A 17,037-nucleotide genomic window follows, 5' to 3' on the forward strand; every position below is an offset into this window, starting at 1 on the left:
GCAAGCGCTTCGAACAAATGATAATGCTTTCTATACCTGGCGCCGAGTTTACGCCATCGCAAAGACTCTCGGCAGTGGATCAAAGACTGATGCCCACGTCGAAGACGATGCTGCGCCCCAGGTTGCCGCGTAGAAAGTCCGCCGCATCGGGGTGGGCGAACAGCACCCGGGCGAACGTCGGCCCGACCAGCGACAGCGAGCGCCAGCCCTGGCGCAGGTATTCGGTGGGTGGCGGGAAATGGGTGTTGAGGTCGAGCACTTCGCGCTTGAGGCTGGCGAAGGCGATGATGTCCAACTCACTCAAGTCCAGCCCGCGCTCGCGGTAGTTGTGCGCCTTCTTGCGCAGGGTCGGCGCCAGGCGCCCGAGCAGCTCGGCGGCGGCGATGCGCCGGGGGCGGGCTTCGCGGCGCACCAGCTGGGCCAGGGAAAAGGCACTGCGCCGGCGCTGCAGCTCTTCTCGCCACTCGTCGTTGAGGCGGCGGCCTTCGTCGAGCACGAAAAAAACCTCGAATGCCGCATCGCGGAACAGCACGTCCGGTGGCTCCTGGCCGGCCGGGGTGAAGTCCTCGCTGCGGTAGGGGATATTCAGCCCTTGCAACAGGCGCTGGCACACCCACCGCTCCCGCTCCCACTTGCGGGCGTTGGAGAGGAAGGCATTGGCTTGTTCGGCCTGGATGGTAAGCAGGCGCAGGTAGTCTGAGTCATCCATGGGAACAAGCTTAGCCGCTAATCGATGACGTTAAGATGCTGTTTGTGCGTGGGAAACGGGGCAGGGTGTAGACTCAGTTTGTCCACACGGCCGAAAGGGATATGTTCCAGGTGATCAGCGCGCAGGTTTTATCCACAACCAGCCTTGCCGTGGGCTGGCTTGGCTACGTGCCGTTGCTGGTCTGGGCAGCCAGCCGCACGCGCTGGGTCGAGTTGGTGACCGACCGACGCCGCCAGCACCTTTTGTTTGGCACAGTGTTCTGCCTGTTTGCCCTGTGGCTGGTCAGGCGCGATTTCGATACGGGTGTGTCGTATCACTTCATTGGCATGACGGCGGTGACCTTGCTGCTGGACTGGCCGCTGGCCGTTCTGGGCGGTTTCCTCGCGCAGCTTGGCTTGCTGGCGCTGGGCCGACAGGACCTCGCTGCGCTTGGGGTTAACGGTTTGCTGCTGGTGGGTTTGCCGGTGCTGATTACCGAGGTATGCGCGATCCTGGTCGAGCGGGCGCAACCGCGGAACCTGTTCGTGTACATCTTCTGTTCGGGGTTCTTTCCCGCTGCGCTGACAGTGCTGATTTGCGTGCCGGTGGCGCTGGGAGTGCTATGGCTGGATGGTCGCTTTGCGATGCCGGAGTGGCTCAGCGACTTTGTCGGCTACCTGTGGTTGATGATGTTCCCGGAGGCGTTCATCAACGGCATGGTGATCAGCGCGCTGGTGGTGTTTTGCCCGGAGTGGCTGGAGACGTTCAACCGCACCCGGTACCTGCAGGCGCCGTGGAAGGATGAAGAGCGCTAAACATTCGACGAGCGCGGTCGTTGTAGGAGCGGCCTTGTGTCGCGAAAGGGGCTGCGAAGCGGCCCCAGGATTTCAGCACAGATGCGGAGATTGCCGGGGCCGCTTCGCGGCCCTTTCGCGACACAAGGCCGCTCCTACAGGGGCCGCGTGTGCTCAGGTCAATGCCGCGGCTCCAGCTCCCCGGAAAACAGCTCATCCTCGGCATCCGGCGCCACCGGAATCTTGTGCTCCTCAGCCGCCCAAGCGCCCAGGTCGATCAGCTTGCAGCGATCGGAACAGAACGGCCGGAACGTGCTCTTCTCGTTCCATTCCACGGGTGCGCCACAGGTCGGGCAATCGACGGTCAATGGCTGGCTCATGGCTGGCCTCCTCGTAAAGTCAGGTAAAAGTGGTGCAGGCGGTCAATCTGCTCGTACAGTGCGGCCAAATCGCCGTCATTGACCACCACATCGTCGGCATGGCCCAGGCGTTCCTCACGGGCCAGCTGGGCCTTGAGAATGGCCTGCACCTGCTCAGGGCTGGTGTTGTCACGCGCCAGGGTACGCGCCACCTGCAACTCCTGCGGCACATCGATCACCAGCACGCGCTGGACCTTCTGATGCTGGCCCGACTCGATCAGCAGCGGTGACACGTACACCGCATAGGGCGACTCGGCCTTGGCCAGGTAACTGAAGATCTCCTGCCCGATCAACGGGTGCAGCAGTTGCTCCAGCCACTTGCGCTGCGCTGGGTCGGCGAAGATCAGATGGCGCAAGGCCGCACGATCAAGCTGGCCATCGTCCAGCAGCACGCCGGGGCCGAAGCGCTCGACGATGCTCGCCAGTGCCGGGCGGCCGGGTTCGACCACCCAGCGCGCCGCCTGGTCGGCGTCGACCAGGTGCACGCCAAGTTCGACGAAGCGCTCGGCGGCGGCGCTCTTGCCGCTGCCGATGCCGCCGGTCAGCCCGAGAATCCAGGGGGTGAAGGCCTTGGTGGTCATCACATTCCAAACAGTTGCAGGTAGAAGGCGTATATTTCATCACCCCAGAGCACGGCAATCCACCCCGCAATGGCCAGATAAGGGCCAAAGGGTATGGCAGTGCCGACGGATTGCCTGCGCACGCGCAACAGGCACAGGCCCGCCACCACGCCGATCACCGATGACAGCAGCAAGGTCACCGGCAATACCTGCCAGCCGCCCCAGGCACCGATCAGCGCCAGCAGCTTGAAGTCGCCATAGCCCATGCCTTCCTTGCCGGTGACCAGCTTGAACACCCAGTACACCGACCACAGGCTCAGGTAGCCGGCCACCGCGCCCCACAGCGCATCGGGCAACGGCACCACGGTGTCGAAGGCATTGACGATCAGGCCCAGCCACAGCGTCGGCAGCACCAGCACATCGGGCAATATCTGCTGGTCATGGTCGATCAGGCTCAGTGCCAGCAGGCTCCAGGTCAGCAGCAGCAGGGCCAGCGCCTCGATGCCTGTGCCGGCATGCCAGGCCACCACCATCGACAACAGCGCACAGGCCAGCTCGACCAGCGGATAACGGGCGCTGATCGGCTGCTTGCATGCCGAGCAGCGCCCGCGCAATGCCAGGTAGCTCAGTACGGGAATGTTCTCCCAGGCGCGGATCGCGTGGTTGCAATGCGGGCAGTGGGAGGCGGGGAGGGACAGGTTGAAGCGCTCGTGCTCGGTGGTCGGCAGGCCCAGCACCTCCTGGGCCTCACGCTGCCACTGGCGCTCGAGCATGATTGGCAGGCGATGCACCACCACGTTGAGGAAGCTGCCCACCAACAGGCCGAGCACAGCCGCCAGGGTAATGAAGTACGCCGGCTGCTCGGCCAGCAAAGTCCATGAAGTCATGTTCAGATCAAGCTACCCAACTGGAAGATCGGCAGGTACATCGCCACCACCAGGCCGCCTACCAGCAGGCCCAGGATCAGCACGATGGCCGGCTCCAGCAGGCTGGTCAACTGGTCCAGCGTCTGGCTGACCTGTTCCTCGTAATGGCTGGCGGATTTCTCCAGCATCTGGTCCAGCGTGCCGCTGGATTCACCGATGGCTATAAGTTGTACCAACAATGGCGGAAACAGCGGTTCAATCGCCATCGCCTGATTCAGCGCCTGCCCGTTGGCCATTCCCTGGCGCAAGCGATGCACCGCCTGCTCGTGCAGGTCATTGCCGCAGGCCTTGGCCACGGTGACCAGCGCATCCAGCAACGGTACCCCGGCAGCATAGGAGGTGGCCAAGGTGCGAGCGAAGCGCGCCAGGGCCGCCTGGCTCAAGAGCTTGCCGAACACGGGAACGCGCAAGGTTTGTGCAGTTATCCACAGGCGTGCTGGCGCATGCTTCTGATACAGCCGGGTCACGGCAAATCCCAGGGCAAGCGCGGTTATCAACAGCAGCGGCGCATAACGCCCCAGCCCTGTGGACAAGTCGATCACCCACTGCGTGAAGGCCGGCAACGCTGCATCGAAACCGGCAAACAGGCTCTCGAAACGCGGAATCACCTCCAGCAACAACACCGCCGAAACCCCCAACCCGGTCAGCAACAGCAGCAACGGATAGAGCATCGCCTTGCGCACGCGTTTACGCAGCAGCTGGCGCTGCTCCAGCATCCCCGCCAGTTGTTCCAGCTGCCGATCGAGCGTGCCGGACTGCTCGCCCACGCGAATCAGGTTGCAGTACAACCCATCGAACCACGCCGGATGCCGCTGCAACGCATCCGCCAGCCCCAGGCCCGAGGCTACATCCCGTTTCAATTTATCCAGCAACGCTGCTTGCCCCGCACTGCAGCCGCTGCGCCCCATCACCTCGAAGGCCTGCAACAGCGGCACCCCGGCCTTGAGCAAGGTCGCCAGCTGCCGGCTGAAGCCCGCCGGGTCGGTCTTTTCCCGAGCCTTCGGCAAACGCCACTCAAACCCGCCAGCCGCCCGCAGGCTGACCACGCGAATGCCCTGGCGCTGCAAGCCGGCCCGCGCATAGGCCGGGCTGCGCCCGCTGACCTGGCCGCTGACCGCAGCGCCACTGGCATCGGTGCCGCGCCAGGTATAGAGGTGTGTGGATGGGTTCATGCAAAGGTCCTTTTAAAGCTCGTGCGACAAGCCTGGAAACAGCTTGCCGCGTCCATGAGCGGGCGTGCGTCCGTGATGCTCACTAGAGTAGTTCAGCGAAGATGACGCCCTGCCGGCCAGGGGTGACAAAAGGTGTCTGTTCAGGCCTACTGCGCCGCTGCCAGCTGGGGGCGAACCTGACCTCCACGAGTACACGTATCAAAAGGAAATTGTTCATGAAAGGGCAACGCGGTATCACCCTGATCGAACTGATGATCGTCGTCGCGATCATCGGCATTCTGGCGACCATCGCCATCCCGATGTACACCAACCACCAGTCCCGCACCAAGGCTGCGGCCGGGTTGCTGGAGATCAGCGCGCTGAAGACGGCGATGGAAATCCGGCTGAATGAAGGGAAGGAAGTGGGGAGTGTGGCCGAGTTGGGCGGCCAGCCGGCTACGGCGAACTGTGCGATCACGGTCAGCAGCAAGGCGGCTGACGGAACCGGCACGATCGCGTGCACCCTGGCTGATGCGCCGGCCAATGTGGTGGGCAAGAGCCTGACCCTGACCCGCTCGCCTGCTGGCTGGAGCTGCACGACGAACATCGAGGAAGACCTCGCGCCGAAGGGCTGCAAAGCGCCTTGACGGGAGGGGAATAAGGCCGGGGAAACAGGGGTTTACGCGGCGGGTGCGGCAGTGGTACGTTGCGCTACACGCCGGTGTAGCTCAGTCGGTAGAGCAGCGCACTCGTAACGCGAAGGTCGCAGGTTCGATTCCTGTCTCCGGCACCATGAAATCTCCATGAAACCCTTTTAAATCAAGGGTTTGCGGCCTCTAAAGCCCCTCTCGCGTGGTAACCTTTGTGGTAACTACTCGATGAAAGCTAGCTTTGGCCCCCTCCAAGTGAACCTCCGTTACACCTACTCCCGCAAAGGGACGCTGTACTATCAGCGGCCCATTCCGAAAGAACTCCAGTCTCGATACGGCAAAAAACTCGTGAAGGTGAAGCTCAAGAGCGCGGATGTGCTCCTGGCTAGCCGTGAAGTGGATCGCTTGAACCGACAGGTTGAGGCAGAGTGGGAGCGCCTGAGGGCGGAGCCGACATCCTCCCCACAAGCTCTCAGGGCCCACGCCGTGTCTCTCCTCCGTGATTGGGGGCTTGCCGATCAGCCCGCGAAGAATGACCCTTCCATCGTCGAGGTGTTTTTCGACTTCCTGGATGGCAAGCGGCCAAATCACGCAGTGGAAGATGAAGATCAGCGTGCGCAACCCAACCCCATGGACTACCTCTCACCCACTGAGCGGGAAGCGGCAAAGCTGCTGGCTGGACGGGTTGAGGTAAGTCTGAGTGATGCACTGGAGTTCTACCTGAACACCCACACGAAGCGTGACGATGCCAAGTTCTCCGCAGATGCTCGGCGGGTGTTCGATGGACTGATGAATGTGATTGGTGACAAGCCCTTTGAGTCGGTCACGCGGGCGGATGCGAGGGCTTTCGTTGATGCTGAGCTGGCTCGCGGCTCTGCCACTACCAGCGTTCGCCGCAGGCTGTCCACCATCGTAGCGGTGTTCACTCGTTATGCGCGGGAGCATGAGCTATCGAGACCGAACCCGTTTGCTGAGCTAAAGATTATGGGCGAGGGCAACGACTCGAAAGAGCGCCAACCATTCACCCCGGAAGAGCTTCAAAGGACGGTAGCGAGGTGCAGGGAAAAGGACGATGAACCGCGCTGGATCACCGCGATACTAGCGGACACTGGAGCCCGTTTGGCGGAGGTCGTAGGTCTGCCCCTCGATGACATCAAACTGGACGCTGAGGTGCCTCATATCGTCATCCAGGAGCACCCATGGCGTTCGCTCAAGAACAAAGACAGCAAGCGTGTTGTTCCGCTCGTTGGGGCGTCCCTGTGGGCAGCCCAGCGTGCTGTGGCAAGCTCCCTGCCGGGTGCGGTCTTTGCGTTCCCGAAATACACGTCTGCGAAGGGGTGCAATGCCAACAGTGCTTCTGCCACCATCGCCAAGTGGTTGAGGGGGCAGGGTGTTGCTCACACCGCTCATGAGCTTCGTCACACGATGGCTGATAGGCTTCGAGAGGTTCAGTGCCCTGAGGACATTCGTAAAAGCATCGGCGGTTGGGCTAGCGCTGATGTGGCGAGCCGCTACGGGAAGGGGTACTCCCTTCAAGTCATGCGCGAATGGCTTCTGAAGAATGCCTTGGTCGGGGCCTGAACCAGCCCTGTCACTTTTTCTTAGGCGGGGGTGGCGGGGCTTTAGGCGCCACAGAGGGGCGTATATTCGTGGGAGCGGGTGGATTCACATTCATGCCATCGTTTACGTGAATGCGTCTTCCCCCATTCGAAGGACGTTTCTGATCACTCATTTTCAATTCTCCGGTGGGATCAAGAATTCCACAAAATAGACATCGACGTTGCAGACCAAGAGAAACTCCACACCCGGTGAGTCAACGTATTCATCATCCACGATCCAGGCGGGGTACTGCATCATAAAGTGCCCGTCTTTCGGATCGGTAGGCCAGACCAAAGGGTAGCCAAAAAGTCTGCGGCCATCTAAAAAATTGAGGACCACGGCGCGTCCTGGAAATTTTCTGAACGCGTAGATCCACTCTCGGTAAGAGGCACGGGACGTTAGGCCCTTGTCCCGCGCTATTCGATACAAGGTGTCATGGTTTGCGGCATAGGAAAGCCCGAACCCAATGATGACTGCGATACCTACGGCCCAGGTGGTCTCGACTGTGGAACTCCAGTCACCGACGATGAACCAGTGGTGGCCTACATAGAACAAACCCAACTTAATGCCAGCGACTACGAGGCTAATGATGGCTGTACCGATGAGCGCCTGAATGCTCCGCTCAAACTGGCTAGGTTTCGGTGACTCCGATAGCCAATAGAAAATCATGGTCATGATGAAGCCAGGTACCAAAGTCTGGACGAGGGGTAGGACTTTGGTGGCTAGGTCTTCCATTTGGCGCCGCATCCATTCGAGTTAGGGTTCAGACTATACAACGCCGCGATTAAGCAAGGGGACGCGATCTACCTGTCTTGTCGAGATGATGTGCCTGAAGGACCGCCAAGCAGTGATCCGGGGGGCTTGCGGGGCTCGTTCCGGGCTGAGAGCGTCCTGGGCTAGCTATGTCAGCTCCCAGGAGAGGCTCAGTTCATGCACACCTCCGCCCACGACAAGCGGCACTAGAAATACTGCGGTCGTGTACTTGGCTTAGATGGGGGGGCATTTGCCGGCCTCAGAAGCACTCCATCATGGAAGGAGTACAGATATGTCGACCTTATCCCTAGCAGGAAGCACCCACGCAGTCAGCAGGCATGACTTCGAGCAGAATCAGGAATGGCCCGATACCCCCCAGAATCGGCGCTTACTGTCTGCATACGGGGCCGCTTGTGAACGATCATCCACCTCTGCTATCGCCGCACTGAGCGCAGAGCGAGGGGGCTGGACTGACGTTGACCAGTACAAGGCCAAAGCTGCGCACTGGGAGACAGTGGCGAACACTCTCGGGGCAGTGTTGAGCATGGAGATCGAGGAAGGACGGGAGGAAATACTACTCCCTGATCCCTGGAGATAGTCCACGATGGGCCTGGCACGCGTAGCCGCTACAGGCCAATTACTCCCGAGGGACCACATTAGGATCACCCAGCTGTGATCCGGGGGCTTCATCACGTTCAACGTGGTGCCGGACTTGGTCCGGACTGTGGGCAACCTCGCTGCGTCTGATCATGGGCTATGTATCCCTGAGCGACCACTGAGACCACTGACCACCTACACCACCGATTATGGGGGGTAGGGGGGCATACTGGGGCTCCTGCTGGTCGATCATGGAGATGCAACTTTGTTAGGTCTTTTAGAACCCAATACTGACTCAATCTCCACTTTGCATTTAATTAGCGCCGGTAACACCTGGTCTGTAATGTTCCTATGCCTCAATTCTGGTAGAGCGACTGAAATAGAGTAGTGCTCCCCTAGTCCTGTGTTCAACCATATGCCTACGCCATAAACACCTTCTGCATGTTCCTGGCAATCTAGCGCATAGCCAAGCATTCTGATTTTGTCTAACTCGGTCCGAAGGGCCTCATGGTCTGTTATGCTGAACTTTGTCCTAGGATCGCTCAAGTCTGGTGGGGAGTTCTCTAAGATGTCTTTTGGAAGGGCGGCTAATATAGCCTTGCCGTGAGCGGTGCAGTGGATTGGGAATGCAGTTCCTACTGCTGAAACGACCCTCAGTTCCCTATCGGAAACATACTGATCCACTAATACAGAATGACTTCCTCGATAGACACACAAGTCAACAGTCTCGCGAGTGGCTCGTCCTAGAGTCTCGATAAAGGGCCGCGAGATTCCAATAATGTCAGTGTGCGCAGATGCTGCCAATCTAAGCAAGGCAGGGCCAAGCCGTACCCCATCGGCCCCTGAAATCACAAATTGCTGTGCTTCTAGATTGCTCACTAGACGGTGCACTGTGGTTCGCGGCAGCCCAGTGAGCTTCGACAGTTGGGATAGGCTCAGCCCCTCTCGCTGATTCTCGAGCGCGTGCAGGACTGAAGCCGCTCTAGCGATGACCTGCTTCCCGCTAGCCCCATCAATTTCCTCGTTCACTGCGTGCTCCTCAAGGCGAAAGTCATTCATCGGCACCACCTTGACATTAAAGCAGCCAATCGCCAACACTGTTCCGTCAGGTGGACAACCGTTCCGCCAAATGGACAAAAGGAAATCCCATGCAGAGAGTTTCTTCATTGGGGGCATTTACGCTTCTGGCGATTGCCTGCCTTACAATCATGGTGGGCTGCGTCATCGTCCCGGCCCTGCCTTCAATTGCCTCACAGCTTGGCACCCCCGATGCTGCGGGCCTTCTTGTAACGATCCCTTCCTTGGGGGTTGTCATCTTCGGGCCTGTAGCGGGGAAGTTGATTGACCGTGTGGGGCTCTACAAGGCCGTGTGCATTGGCCTGTTCTTCTATGGCGCTTTAGGTGCGGGTGGAGTGTTCCTTCACGGATACACCTGGGTTTTCGCTGACCGCCTTCTGTTAGGCGGGGCGACTGCACTGGTGATGGCTGGAGGTACGGGGCTCATCTCCGCGCTCTACAGCGGGAAAGCACGGTTAGGCATGATCGCCAAGCAGGGAATGTCCATCGAACTGGGTGGGGTTATCTTCCTCTTTATTGGCGGATTACTTGCAACCATAAGCTGGCAGTGGCCCTTCGTTCTCTACCTAGTGTCCTGGTTGATGCTTGCGATGCTTCTTGCATTTGTCCCCAGGGCAGGTGTTGATCCAGCAGGCCGCGAATCTGAGGCCGTCAGTAACAGGCAGCCGGTGCCCGCAGCACTCAAGCGTGTTTTCATTGCTGCAGTTTTCTCAATGCTCGCCTTCTTTACGGCAATTATCCTGCTGCCGTTAAGGCTCCAGGAAATGGCACTCACCGAAGCGGAAACTGGATATTTCCTTTCCTTTGTTTCCTTCGTGGCAGTTCTGGCCGCTGCTGGAATGCCAAAGCTAGTGACGCGTACTAGTGAGCACTCAGCCCTTGCTGTGGCATTCTTCTGCTACTCTGCTGCCCACTTGGTGTTTGTTTTCGGTGGCAGTGTCAGTGTTATGGCCGTGGGCGGGATTTTTATGGGGGTGGGGTTTGGTTTTTCGGTCCCTCTTGTAAATCACATGACGGTTGAACAGAGCCATCCACAAGTCCGTGGGAGAAATCTCGCTTATTTGTCTATGGCTATATTTTCAGGGCAGTTCCTGTGCTCTGCAATTGAATTGTTTCCTCAAGGTGATACCTCATTGCTCTTTGCTGCAAGTGCTCTCGTAGCGCTGCTAGTTTGTGTGTGGGCTATAAGTGGTCGTGGAAAAGCTCACACCAAAATTGCTTGAACTTAGGCGGAATTGGTCACGCACTGTTAAGGACCTCAAATGATTTTTCTGAAAAAATTTGAGAGCCCACTTCGAAAATTGATAGGCCGTGACTACCCCCCGGTGCCCATAGCAAGCCTACTGAACGACACCACAACACTCGCTCTCAAATCCCAGGTGTGTCTCGCCAATCTCTGACCGAACGTTAGTCCGGCCGCCCAGTTGCTGGTCATCACTCACACTCCCTAGCCTCATTGGCGAACCTTCCGGAACCACGCCAATGCCTTGTAGCAGGGACTCGGTGCTGAGCTGTGGAGACTGGCCATGACGCTTCCCAATAAGGAATCGCAACGCGATGAACATCGAAGACATCGCCGCGCGCTTGTTCCTGGGAGAGGCAGTAGCCCGCCTGGTGGAGCGAGAAAAGCATCTCGGCAGGCTGGCCCAGAGAAAGCTTCCAGGGCTGTGCTGATCAGGCCTGAGGCTCATCGGAATGGGAGGATAGTGAGCAGTTCGAAATGGGTATGCCTTTACGGATCCAGTGAGGGCGGTTCGATAGCTGGTTCGATAATTAGTGGTTGACCAATCAAAACGAACCGCTAATATACGAACCATCCAAAGCGAACCGGAGCCGTTCAATGTACATCCGCGCCTACCTCCGCGCCTCTACCCAAGACCAAGACGCTCAACGAGCCAGAGAAGATCTCGAAGCGTTCGCCCAAGAGCGCGGTTTGCGCATTGCAGCCTGGTACGCAGAGAACGAATCTGGAGCCAATCTCAAGCGCCCTGAGTTGTTTCGGCTGTTGGCGGATTGTCACCCTGGAGACGTGCTCTTGATTGAACAGGTGGACCGTCTTTCGCGCCTCAATGCCGAAGATTGGGACCGCCTCAAGGCCGAGTTACTGGGCCGAAAGGTTCGTGTGGTCGCCCTGGACCTCCCCACCTCCCACATGATGGTGAAGGCGGAAGATGAGATGACCATGCGGATGATGGATGCTCTGAACTCGATGATGCTGGATATGTTGGCCGCCATTGCCCGCAAGGACTATGAGGACAGACGTCGTAGGACCACTCAGGGCATCGCCCAGGCTAAAGAGCGCGACAAGCTCAAGCCTCAGGCGGAAAGGGCCTACAAGGGCCGCCCAGCCAACCATGAGCGCAATACAGCCATTCTGGCAATGCTGGATAGGGGGAGCAGTTGGTCGGAGGTCTGTGCAGCCACAGGCGCCTCTCGAAGCACGCTACTGAGGCTGATAAAGGCGCGCCAGAATGCTGAGGCGTGAATGATTCACTATCTGTTTTTTTTGTTCGGCAGCCCCTATTTTCTCGTAACGGTGGGCCGATAGATCCAGAGACAGCCTGCGTGCGAACTGCTAGATTCTGCTCTAGCAAGGAGATCGGTGAATCCACCGCGAGCATAACGAAGGAGCGCGAAACGTGCAGAATGTGCTGGTGCCTACTCTCAATGACGGCCAGTATGACTTCCTCCGCCTCTTCCAGATTTGGGAGAAAGTCAGCTCTGCCCCTCAGGGGACTCGGTTCGATTTCACGAATTGCACGTTCCTGCGCCCGAGTGCAGTTGCGTTCCTTGGTGGCCTTGCGCGGCTCGCGGAGCATCATAGCTATCCGGTGACATTTGCTTGGGAAACGGTTTGTGGCGCTGTAATGGCAAACCTTTGTCAGAATGGGTTCGCTAGCAGCTTTGGACACCCATCCCCAGGGTGGAATGGAAACTCGATCCCTTTCCGAGAGGATCGGGTTTCGGCAACGGATCCGATACTCGACTACCTCACTGACCTCTGGCTGGGCCGGGGGTGGGTCCAGGTAAGTCCTTTGCTCAAAGACGCGATAGTCGGAAAGGTGTGGGAAATTTACACAAACTCTTTCGAGCACAGCGGGTCGAGTGTGGGAGTCTACTCGTGTGGTCAGTATTTTCAGGCTATGAACCAACTAGTCCTGACTGTGGTCGATTTTGGTATGGGCATACCTAATAAAATCCGTAGCTACCTACAAAGTGACCCGCGTGCAGCCAACCTGCTATCTAGCTCATGCCTTGAGTGGGCTTTCCAGAGTGGCAACACCACCAGCCGTAAACCTGGTGTGGCGCGGGGGTTGGGACTAGATCTGCTTAAAGAGTTTGTTAGGGTTAATCAAGGTTCTTTGGAAATTTATAGCAACAGTGCTTACGCCATAGTCGATAGAAACGGTGAACGTTTCCAAGATATGAACGGTGGGTTCGCAGGAACGGCGGTATTGATCAAGCTGAACTGCGATGAAACGCTCTATCATTTTCGAGGCGAATTTCCAAATTGAGGAGGGATGTATGAGATTGGTTATTAGCGAGACTATAGGGGCTCGTTGCATTGTGGCCGAAGATGGTCAGCGGCTCCATGATGCGGTCGTAGGGCATTTGCGCGACAACGAGGATGTGTTCCTTGATTTCTCGGAGGTTAGGCAGTTCGCTTCGCCATTCTTTAACTTCTCCATAGGGCAGTTGTTGAATGATGTTTCTGAAGCAAACCTGCGAAAATTCCTCCACTTGGAAGGGCTGAATGAAACAGGCCGAATCGTAGTGGAGCGAGTCATAGCGAACGCTTCGAAATATCAAGGTAACGAAGATTATCGGAAGATAGTCGACGATATCCTTGAGCAGCAAGCGAGAGGGGAGGACTGAAATGGCTATAAGCTTGAAGGTTAATGCGAACGTTGTTGACATTTCGAGTGACACCCCAAAAGCCAATGATGTATTTCTTGTCGATACCAATGTTTGGTATTGGATGACTTACTCGCGCGCAAGTACGGCCGGTGCGAAAGTTTATCAGATAAGAAGCTATCCTTCTTACACTAATAGCGCTTTGGCGGCTAATTCTACAATTTACCAGTCCGGCATTAGTGTTGCAGAACTTTCCCATATTATTGAAAAGTCGGAGCGCGAGATTTTCAATAAGGCTAACCCACAAGTTAGCACCAAGGAGTACCGTCACAATTTTCCGGCAGAGCGGGCAAGCGTCTGCTTGGAAATAAATTCCGCTTGCTTGCAGGTCCTTGCTCTCGGTGAGTCCATGGACGTTTCTGTGAACTCTGACATGGTGAAGTCCGCGCTTTCACATCTCCAGACTTGCTCAGTAGACGGTTACGACCTATTCCTCCTTGAAGCTATGGCCGCAAGCGGCGTCACTCAGGTAATCACGGATGATGGCGATTTCGCTACAGTTCCGGGAATTACGGTATTCACCGCGAACCGTACTATAGTCCAAGCGGCGAGAGCACAGGGTAAGCTCATTGTGCGATAGTTCGGGGGCCTCATCGGACTAGGATATCAAGAGAATTTTATCCGCAGTGCTTTTCGAATCCTAGGTTTCTTGATCCTGTCCGAAGAGCTTTTGGCTTGTACTATACGGCGCGGCGCCTTCTTGAGGGCCTTGGTCGCGCCATCTTTGTAATGGATTCGCAGATGGAAGATTTAATGAGTTGGGCGTGGTCTCTATTAAAAGACTCAGTCCCGCCCGCAGCGCTAGTGCTCGCCTTCGCATGGCTATTTAGAACATGGATTGGAGAGAAGATAAAAGCCAGCATTAAATATGACTATGACGAAAGGCTAGAGCAGCTGAGATCTGAGCTTAGGGCACAGGGAGAATCAAATTTGGCGATTCTCCGTTCTGAAATGGACCGTCAGGCGGATAAACTCAGAATCGCCTCAGCATCATTCTCTGAGGTTCAAAAAGCAACAATTACAAAAAAAATCGAGGCAGTAGATGCCGTTTGGGTTGGGATCATTCAGTCGCGTGCTGCGTTCCCTAGTCAGATTTCAATTACAGATATACTGACCAATGAAGAGCTACAATCTTTCTATACGGATCCGCGGATGCATAAATATTCTGCGGAAATAGAAAAGGTTGACGAGTTTTCGTTTTTTAATGCAGGTCTAGATGCTGTGCAGTTAATGCGCCCTCACTTGGGGGAGTATATCTGGGCGCTTTATGCTACTTATCGTTCCATTCTTGGTAGGTCTATATTTTTGATCAAGCGCGGCCGTGAGCAAAGTGAGAAGCTCGCTTGGTTTGAGGACCAAAATATTTTACGGCTAGTTCACTCCGCATTCGGGGCTGTGCTTCTAGGAGAGTTTAAAAGCTTGAATGGCGGGCGCTACCAATGGCTTCATAGCCAGTTTGATGCTTTGCTATTTAAAGCCATAGATACGCTCCTCACGGGGAAAAGCTTTGGTGAAGCCGCGCTTAAGCAGGCTCAGGAGATGGAGCGTCAGATCTCAGCGGGTCATGTGGTGTCTTGACCAAACGAACCTCCGCAGAGTCGGTGGCTTGGCCTCCTAGCTCACAGGGGGCTTCCAGTTAAGCGGGAAGATTTGGATTTCTGCGCGCAGGGAGGCTGGGCCTTCCTCGAATCAGGTTAGCGCTGTGGTAATCCTGTGGTAACCTCGCCAGCCCTGCACGCGATTGCACCCGAATTCATTGGTCGCCGCACCCGGGTTCGATTCCTATCGTTCCTGTCTCCGGCACCAGTTCAGGTTCCAGTGAAGGCTACCAAAATCTCTGGAACCCCCGTAAAACCCGCCTTCTGGCGGGTTTTTTCGTTATGGCGTTCCGTCGGATTCCGACAGTTGCCAGCCGATTTAGGGGTAACGTTTGGGATAAAGTCGATTCGATAATGGGGTTTACCCTTATGGCTCGTACTACTGCTCCCCTGACCGACACCGCATGCCGCTCGGCCAAACCTACTGACCGCCCATACAAGCTTTTCGACGGTGACGGTCTTTACCTCCTCGTTTACCCCAATGGCCGCAAAGGCTGGCGCTTCCGGTATGTGAAACCGGATGGGCGAGAGGGGCTGACCTCGTTTGGCAACTATCCCGTCATCGGTCTCGCAGATGCTCGGCAGAAACGTCTGGAGACTAAGCGGATGCTGGCTGAAGGCATTGATCCCATTGCGTCCAAGCAGCAGGCCAAGGCCGAGGCGGTTGTCAGAGGCCACACATTCGAACGCGTTGCCTTGGACTGGCATAAGGAAATGTCCGTGAAGTGGGCGCCTGGCCATTCGAGGACCGTGCTGAGTCGTTTGAAGACTCACGTATTCCCGCTGCTCGGCGCACGCGCCATTGTTGATCTGGATACCTTCGACCTCATGCAGCCCCTGGAAGAGATCAAGAAACGCGGCACGATCGATGTGGCCTTGAGGGTGCAGAACTACCTACAGAGCATCATGCGTGAAGCTAAGCGGCAACGGCTGATCACGGTGAACCCTGCATATGACCTTGAGGGCTTCATCAGTGCGCCACGGGTTACGCATAGGCCTGCACTCCCGCTCTCTCGTTTGCCTGAGTTGATGGACCGCATCGAGAACTACAAGGGACGCACGCTCACTCGGCTGACAGTCATGCTGTCGCTGCATGTGTTTGTTCGGTCCAGCGAATTGCGCTTCGCACGCTGGAGTGAGTTCGACCTGAAGCGTGGTATATGGGAAATACCTGACACGCGACCCGCGCTGGACGGCGTCCCGTATTCGACCAGAGGAACGAAGATGGCGGGCGACATCCACCTTGTCCCGCTTTCACCGCAAGCAGTGGCATTGCTCGAAAAGATTCATGCGATCACGGGGTACTTTGATCTGGTGTTCACCAGTGACGCTCGCTCGTGGAAGCCTATGTCCGAGAACACCGTCAACAGCGCTTTGCGGAACATGGGCTACGACACCAAGACCGAAATCTGCGGGCATGGCTTTCGGTCCATGGCGTGCAGTGCCTTGGTCGAATCCGGGCTGTGGTCAGAGACGGCTATCGAGCGGCAGATGAGCCACATGGAGCGCAACAACGTTCGGGCGGCGTATATCCACAAGGCCGAGTTCCTGGAGGAACGGCGAATGATCATGAGTTGGTGGAGCCGTTACCTTGAAGCGAACCGTCAGGAGCATATCTCGCCACATGAGTTCGCGAATCAGACCGGGGCAAACGTTTCTAGCCTCAGAGCAAGGCGTGGCGCAGTCGAGTGAGCGCACGGCTTTGAAATTTCGGTGATCTGCTTTCCATACGGGTCCATCCAAACAGGGCTGCAAAGCCGCCCTGTTTGGATGGACCTCACTTAAAAAAATAAAAAGCACCAAATCGGCCACTGGAAACCAAGGGATTCCGTACACGGCCAATGTCATTTTCAACCACAAAATCCTGCGGGCGAGTCGCTTGACCCTCTCGGATTGCGGGCGTAGAAAAGACAGTGCAAAGGCTGTCGTTGACAGCACCCCAGGTGACCCGAGCCTTGAAGGTCACGCCGCTCTCGCGGTGGTTCTCCCCAAGGGCGATTCGCATCCGGCAGCTCGCCCGGTCACTACCCATGTGATGGATGCTCTTACACATATAGCGCTCGTGCGCCAGACACACCGTACCTCGCTGCCCTGCAGCAACCTATCCGCTTGGCCAAGTATTGCGCCAACCTGTGCCCGTCTCTTTCTTCTGGAAAGAGACGGGCACTTCTACCACTGCTGCAGCCCTTATCACACATGGCTTTGCGGCAATCCCCCTCGTGACAATCGGCGTGAAAAACGCCGATGTCACCAGCAACAGCGCTGTAGATGATGGTGCCGCAGACCAAGGAATGGACTGCACCTGACTGA

Annotated in this window: 17 protein-coding genes and 1 tRNA gene; 11 read left to right on the forward strand and 7 right to left on the reverse strand. The window is 57.0% G+C overall.

What is annotated here, in order from left to right:
- Window positions 1–79: 79 nt before the first annotated feature.
- A complete protein-coding gene (locus tag ACLEJU_RS14780; RefSeq protein ID WP_435424160.1) occupies window positions 80–709 on the reverse strand; it encodes a DUF1780 domain-containing protein in 630 nt (209 codons plus the stop codon).
- A 101-nt stretch (window positions 710–810) separates the two neighbouring features.
- Between ACLEJU_RS14780 and ACLEJU_RS14785 the strand changes: the two genes are divergently transcribed.
- Complete coding sequence (locus ACLEJU_RS14785; RefSeq protein WP_435424161.1) at window positions 811–1,503, forward strand: energy-coupling factor ABC transporter permease; 693 nt, start codon at window positions 811–813, stop codon at window positions 1,501–1,503.
- Between the two features lie 158 nt (window positions 1,504–1,661).
- Here the strand turns inward: ACLEJU_RS14785 and yacG are convergent, their stop codons facing one another.
- Genes yacG through ACLEJU_RS14805 form a run of 4 tightly spaced genes read right to left on the reverse strand, consistent with a single transcriptional unit; the run spans window position 1,662 to window position 4,559 of the window.
- Entirely contained in the window at window positions 1,662–1,862 is a 201-nt protein-coding gene (yacG, locus tag ACLEJU_RS14790; protein WP_435424162.1) for a DNA gyrase inhibitor YacG, read from the reverse strand.
- Window positions 1,859–2,482, reverse strand: a complete 624-nt coding sequence (gene coaE / locus ACLEJU_RS14795) for a dephospho-CoA kinase (RefSeq protein WP_435424163.1) — start codon at window positions 2,480–2,482, stop codon at window positions 1,859–1,861. Before coaE ends, yacG begins: the two co-directional genes overlap by 4 nt.
- Entirely contained in the window at window positions 2,482–3,348 is an 867-nt protein-coding gene (locus ACLEJU_RS14800) for a prepilin peptidase (RefSeq protein WP_435424164.1), read from the reverse strand. The genes coaE and ACLEJU_RS14800 overlap by 1 nt, the downstream gene beginning before the upstream one ends.
- A 2-nt stretch (window positions 3,349–3,350) precedes the next feature.
- The gene (locus tag ACLEJU_RS14805; RefSeq protein ID WP_435424165.1) at window positions 3,351–4,559 is read right to left on the reverse strand and encodes a type II secretion system F family protein; all 1,209 of its coding nucleotides are present in this window, start codon (window positions 4,557–4,559) and stop codon (window positions 3,351–3,353) included.
- 215 nt (window positions 4,560–4,774) lie between these two features.
- Between ACLEJU_RS14805 and ACLEJU_RS14810 the strand changes: the two genes are divergently transcribed.
- The 3 genes from ACLEJU_RS14810 to ACLEJU_RS14820 all read left to right on the forward strand — a co-directional run bounded on the left by ACLEJU_RS14810 (window position 4,775) and on the right by ACLEJU_RS14820 (window position 6,769).
- Window positions 4,775–5,185 carry a pilin gene (locus ACLEJU_RS14810; RefSeq protein WP_435424166.1) on the forward strand — a complete coding sequence of 137 codons (411 nt, stop codon included), beginning with the start codon at window positions 4,775–4,777 and terminating at the stop codon, window positions 5,183–5,185.
- A 70-nt stretch (window positions 5,186–5,255) separates the two neighbouring features.
- Window positions 5,256–5,331, forward strand: a tRNA-Thr gene (locus ACLEJU_RS14815).
- Window positions 5,332–5,416: 85 nt separating this feature from the next.
- Window positions 5,417–6,769, forward strand: a complete 1,353-nt coding sequence (locus ACLEJU_RS14820; RefSeq protein WP_435424167.1) for a tyrosine-type recombinase/integrase — start codon at window positions 5,417–5,419, stop codon at window positions 6,767–6,769.
- A gap of 153 nt (window positions 6,770–6,922) precedes the next feature.
- Here the strand turns inward: ACLEJU_RS14820 and ACLEJU_RS14825 are convergent, their stop codons facing one another.
- Window positions 6,923–7,522 carry a DUF6338 family protein gene (locus ACLEJU_RS14825; protein WP_435424168.1) on the reverse strand — a complete coding sequence of 200 codons (600 nt, stop codon included), beginning with the start codon at window positions 7,520–7,522 and terminating at the stop codon, window positions 6,923–6,925.
- Window positions 7,523–8,386: 864 nt separating this feature from the next.
- On the reverse strand, window positions 8,387–9,313 hold the full coding sequence (locus tag ACLEJU_RS14830) for an IclR family transcriptional regulator (RefSeq protein ID WP_435424169.1): 927 nt from the start codon (window positions 9,311–9,313) through the stop codon (window positions 8,387–8,389).
- Here ACLEJU_RS14830 and ACLEJU_RS14835 point away from each other — a divergent pair.
- From ACLEJU_RS14835 to ACLEJU_RS14865, 7 genes are all read left to right on the forward strand, one after another.
- A complete protein-coding gene (locus ACLEJU_RS14835; protein WP_435424170.1) occupies window positions 9,286–10,437 on the forward strand; it encodes an MFS transporter in 1,152 nt (383 codons plus the stop codon). The two genes, ACLEJU_RS14830 and ACLEJU_RS14835, sit on opposite strands and share 28 nt — an antisense overlap.
- 617 nt (window positions 10,438–11,054) lie before the next feature.
- A complete protein-coding gene (locus tag ACLEJU_RS14840; protein ID WP_435424171.1) occupies window positions 11,055–11,699 on the forward strand; it encodes a recombinase family protein in 645 nt (214 codons plus the stop codon).
- 658 nt (window positions 11,700–12,357) lie between these two features.
- On the forward strand, window positions 12,358–12,729 hold the full coding sequence (locus ACLEJU_RS14845; protein WP_435424172.1) for a hypothetical protein: 372 nt from the start codon (window positions 12,358–12,360) through the stop codon (window positions 12,727–12,729).
- 10 nt (window positions 12,730–12,739) lie between these two features.
- Window positions 12,740–13,090, forward strand: coding sequence for an STAS-like domain-containing protein (locus ACLEJU_RS14850; RefSeq protein WP_435424173.1), 351 nt, complete (start codon window positions 12,740–12,742; stop codon window positions 13,088–13,090).
- A 1-nt stretch (window position 13,091) separates the two neighbouring features.
- Window positions 13,092–13,709: a hypothetical protein gene (locus tag ACLEJU_RS14855; protein ID WP_435424174.1), complete on the forward strand. Its 618-nt coding sequence runs from the start codon at window positions 13,092–13,094 to the stop codon at window positions 13,707–13,709.
- A gap of 161 nt (window positions 13,710–13,870) precedes the next feature.
- A complete protein-coding gene (locus ACLEJU_RS14860; RefSeq protein WP_435424175.1) occupies window positions 13,871–14,707 on the forward strand; it encodes a hypothetical protein in 837 nt (278 codons plus the stop codon).
- A gap of 389 nt (window positions 14,708–15,096) precedes the next feature.
- Entirely contained in the window at window positions 15,097–16,419 is a 1,323-nt protein-coding gene (locus ACLEJU_RS14865; protein ID WP_435424176.1) for a tyrosine-type recombinase/integrase, read from the forward strand.
- Window positions 16,420–17,037: the final 618 nt, after the last annotated feature.

Source organism: Pseudomonas sp. SMN11 (assembly GCF_052041945.1).
In the GTDB taxonomy this organism is placed as follows: Bacteria; Pseudomonadota; Gammaproteobacteria; order Pseudomonadales; family Pseudomonadaceae; genus Aquipseudomonas.

What these genes read in the sequence shown, in the direction of transcription:
- ACLEJU_RS14845 (WP_435424172.1), top strand. Translation starts at nt 12,358, where the DNA reads ATGAACCAACTAGTCCTGACTGTGGTCGATTTTGGTATGGGCATACCT.
- ACLEJU_RS14840 (WP_435424171.1), top strand. Translation starts at nt 11,055, where the DNA reads ATGTACATCCGCGCCTACCTCCGCGCCTCTACCCAAGACCAAGACGCT.
- ACLEJU_RS14860 (WP_435424175.1), top strand. Translation starts at nt 13,871, where the DNA reads ATGGAAGATTTAATGAGTTGGGCGTGGTCTCTATTAAAAGACTCAGTC.
- ACLEJU_RS14805 (WP_435424165.1), bottom strand. Translation starts at nt 4,559, where the DNA reads ATGAACCCATCCACACACCTCTATACCTGGCGCGGCACCGATGCCAGT.
- ACLEJU_RS14820 (WP_435424167.1), top strand. Translation starts at nt 5,417, where the DNA reads ATGAAAGCTAGCTTTGGCCCCCTCCAAGTGAACCTCCGTTACACCTAC.
- ACLEJU_RS14810 (WP_435424166.1), top strand. Translation starts at nt 4,775, where the DNA reads ATGAAAGGGCAACGCGGTATCACCCTGATCGAACTGATGATCGTCGTC.
- ACLEJU_RS14865 (WP_435424176.1), top strand. Translation starts at nt 15,097, where the DNA reads ATGGCTCGTACTACTGCTCCCCTGACCGACACCGCATGCCGCTCGGCC.
- ACLEJU_RS14855 (WP_435424174.1), top strand. Translation starts at nt 13,092, where the DNA reads ATGGCTATAAGCTTGAAGGTTAATGCGAACGTTGTTGACATTTCGAGT.
- ACLEJU_RS14780 (WP_435424160.1), bottom strand. Translation starts at nt 709, where the DNA reads ATGGATGACTCAGACTACCTGCGCCTGCTTACCATCCAGGCCGAACAA.
- coaE (WP_435424163.1), bottom strand. Translation starts at nt 2,482, where the DNA reads ATGACCACCAAGGCCTTCACCCCCTGGATTCTCGGGCTGACCGGCGGC.
- ACLEJU_RS14835 (WP_435424170.1), top strand. Translation starts at nt 9,286, where the DNA reads ATGCAGAGAGTTTCTTCATTGGGGGCATTTACGCTTCTGGCGATTGCC.
- ACLEJU_RS14825 (WP_435424168.1), bottom strand. Translation starts at nt 7,522, where the DNA reads ATGGAAGACCTAGCCACCAAAGTCCTACCCCTCGTCCAGACTTTGGTA.
- ACLEJU_RS14785 (WP_435424161.1), top strand. Translation starts at nt 811, where the DNA reads ATGTTCCAGGTGATCAGCGCGCAGGTTTTATCCACAACCAGCCTTGCC.
- ACLEJU_RS14850 (WP_435424173.1), top strand. Translation starts at nt 12,740, where the DNA reads ATGAGATTGGTTATTAGCGAGACTATAGGGGCTCGTTGCATTGTGGCC.
- ACLEJU_RS14830 (WP_435424169.1), bottom strand. Translation starts at nt 9,313, where the DNA reads ATGCCCCCAATGAAGAAACTCTCTGCATGGGATTTCCTTTTGTCCATT.
- yacG (WP_435424162.1), bottom strand. Translation starts at nt 1,862, where the DNA reads ATGAGCCAGCCATTGACCGTCGATTGCCCGACCTGTGGCGCACCCGTG.
- ACLEJU_RS14800 (WP_435424164.1), bottom strand. Translation starts at nt 3,348, where the DNA reads ATGACTTCATGGACTTTGCTGGCCGAGCAGCCGGCGTACTTCATTACC.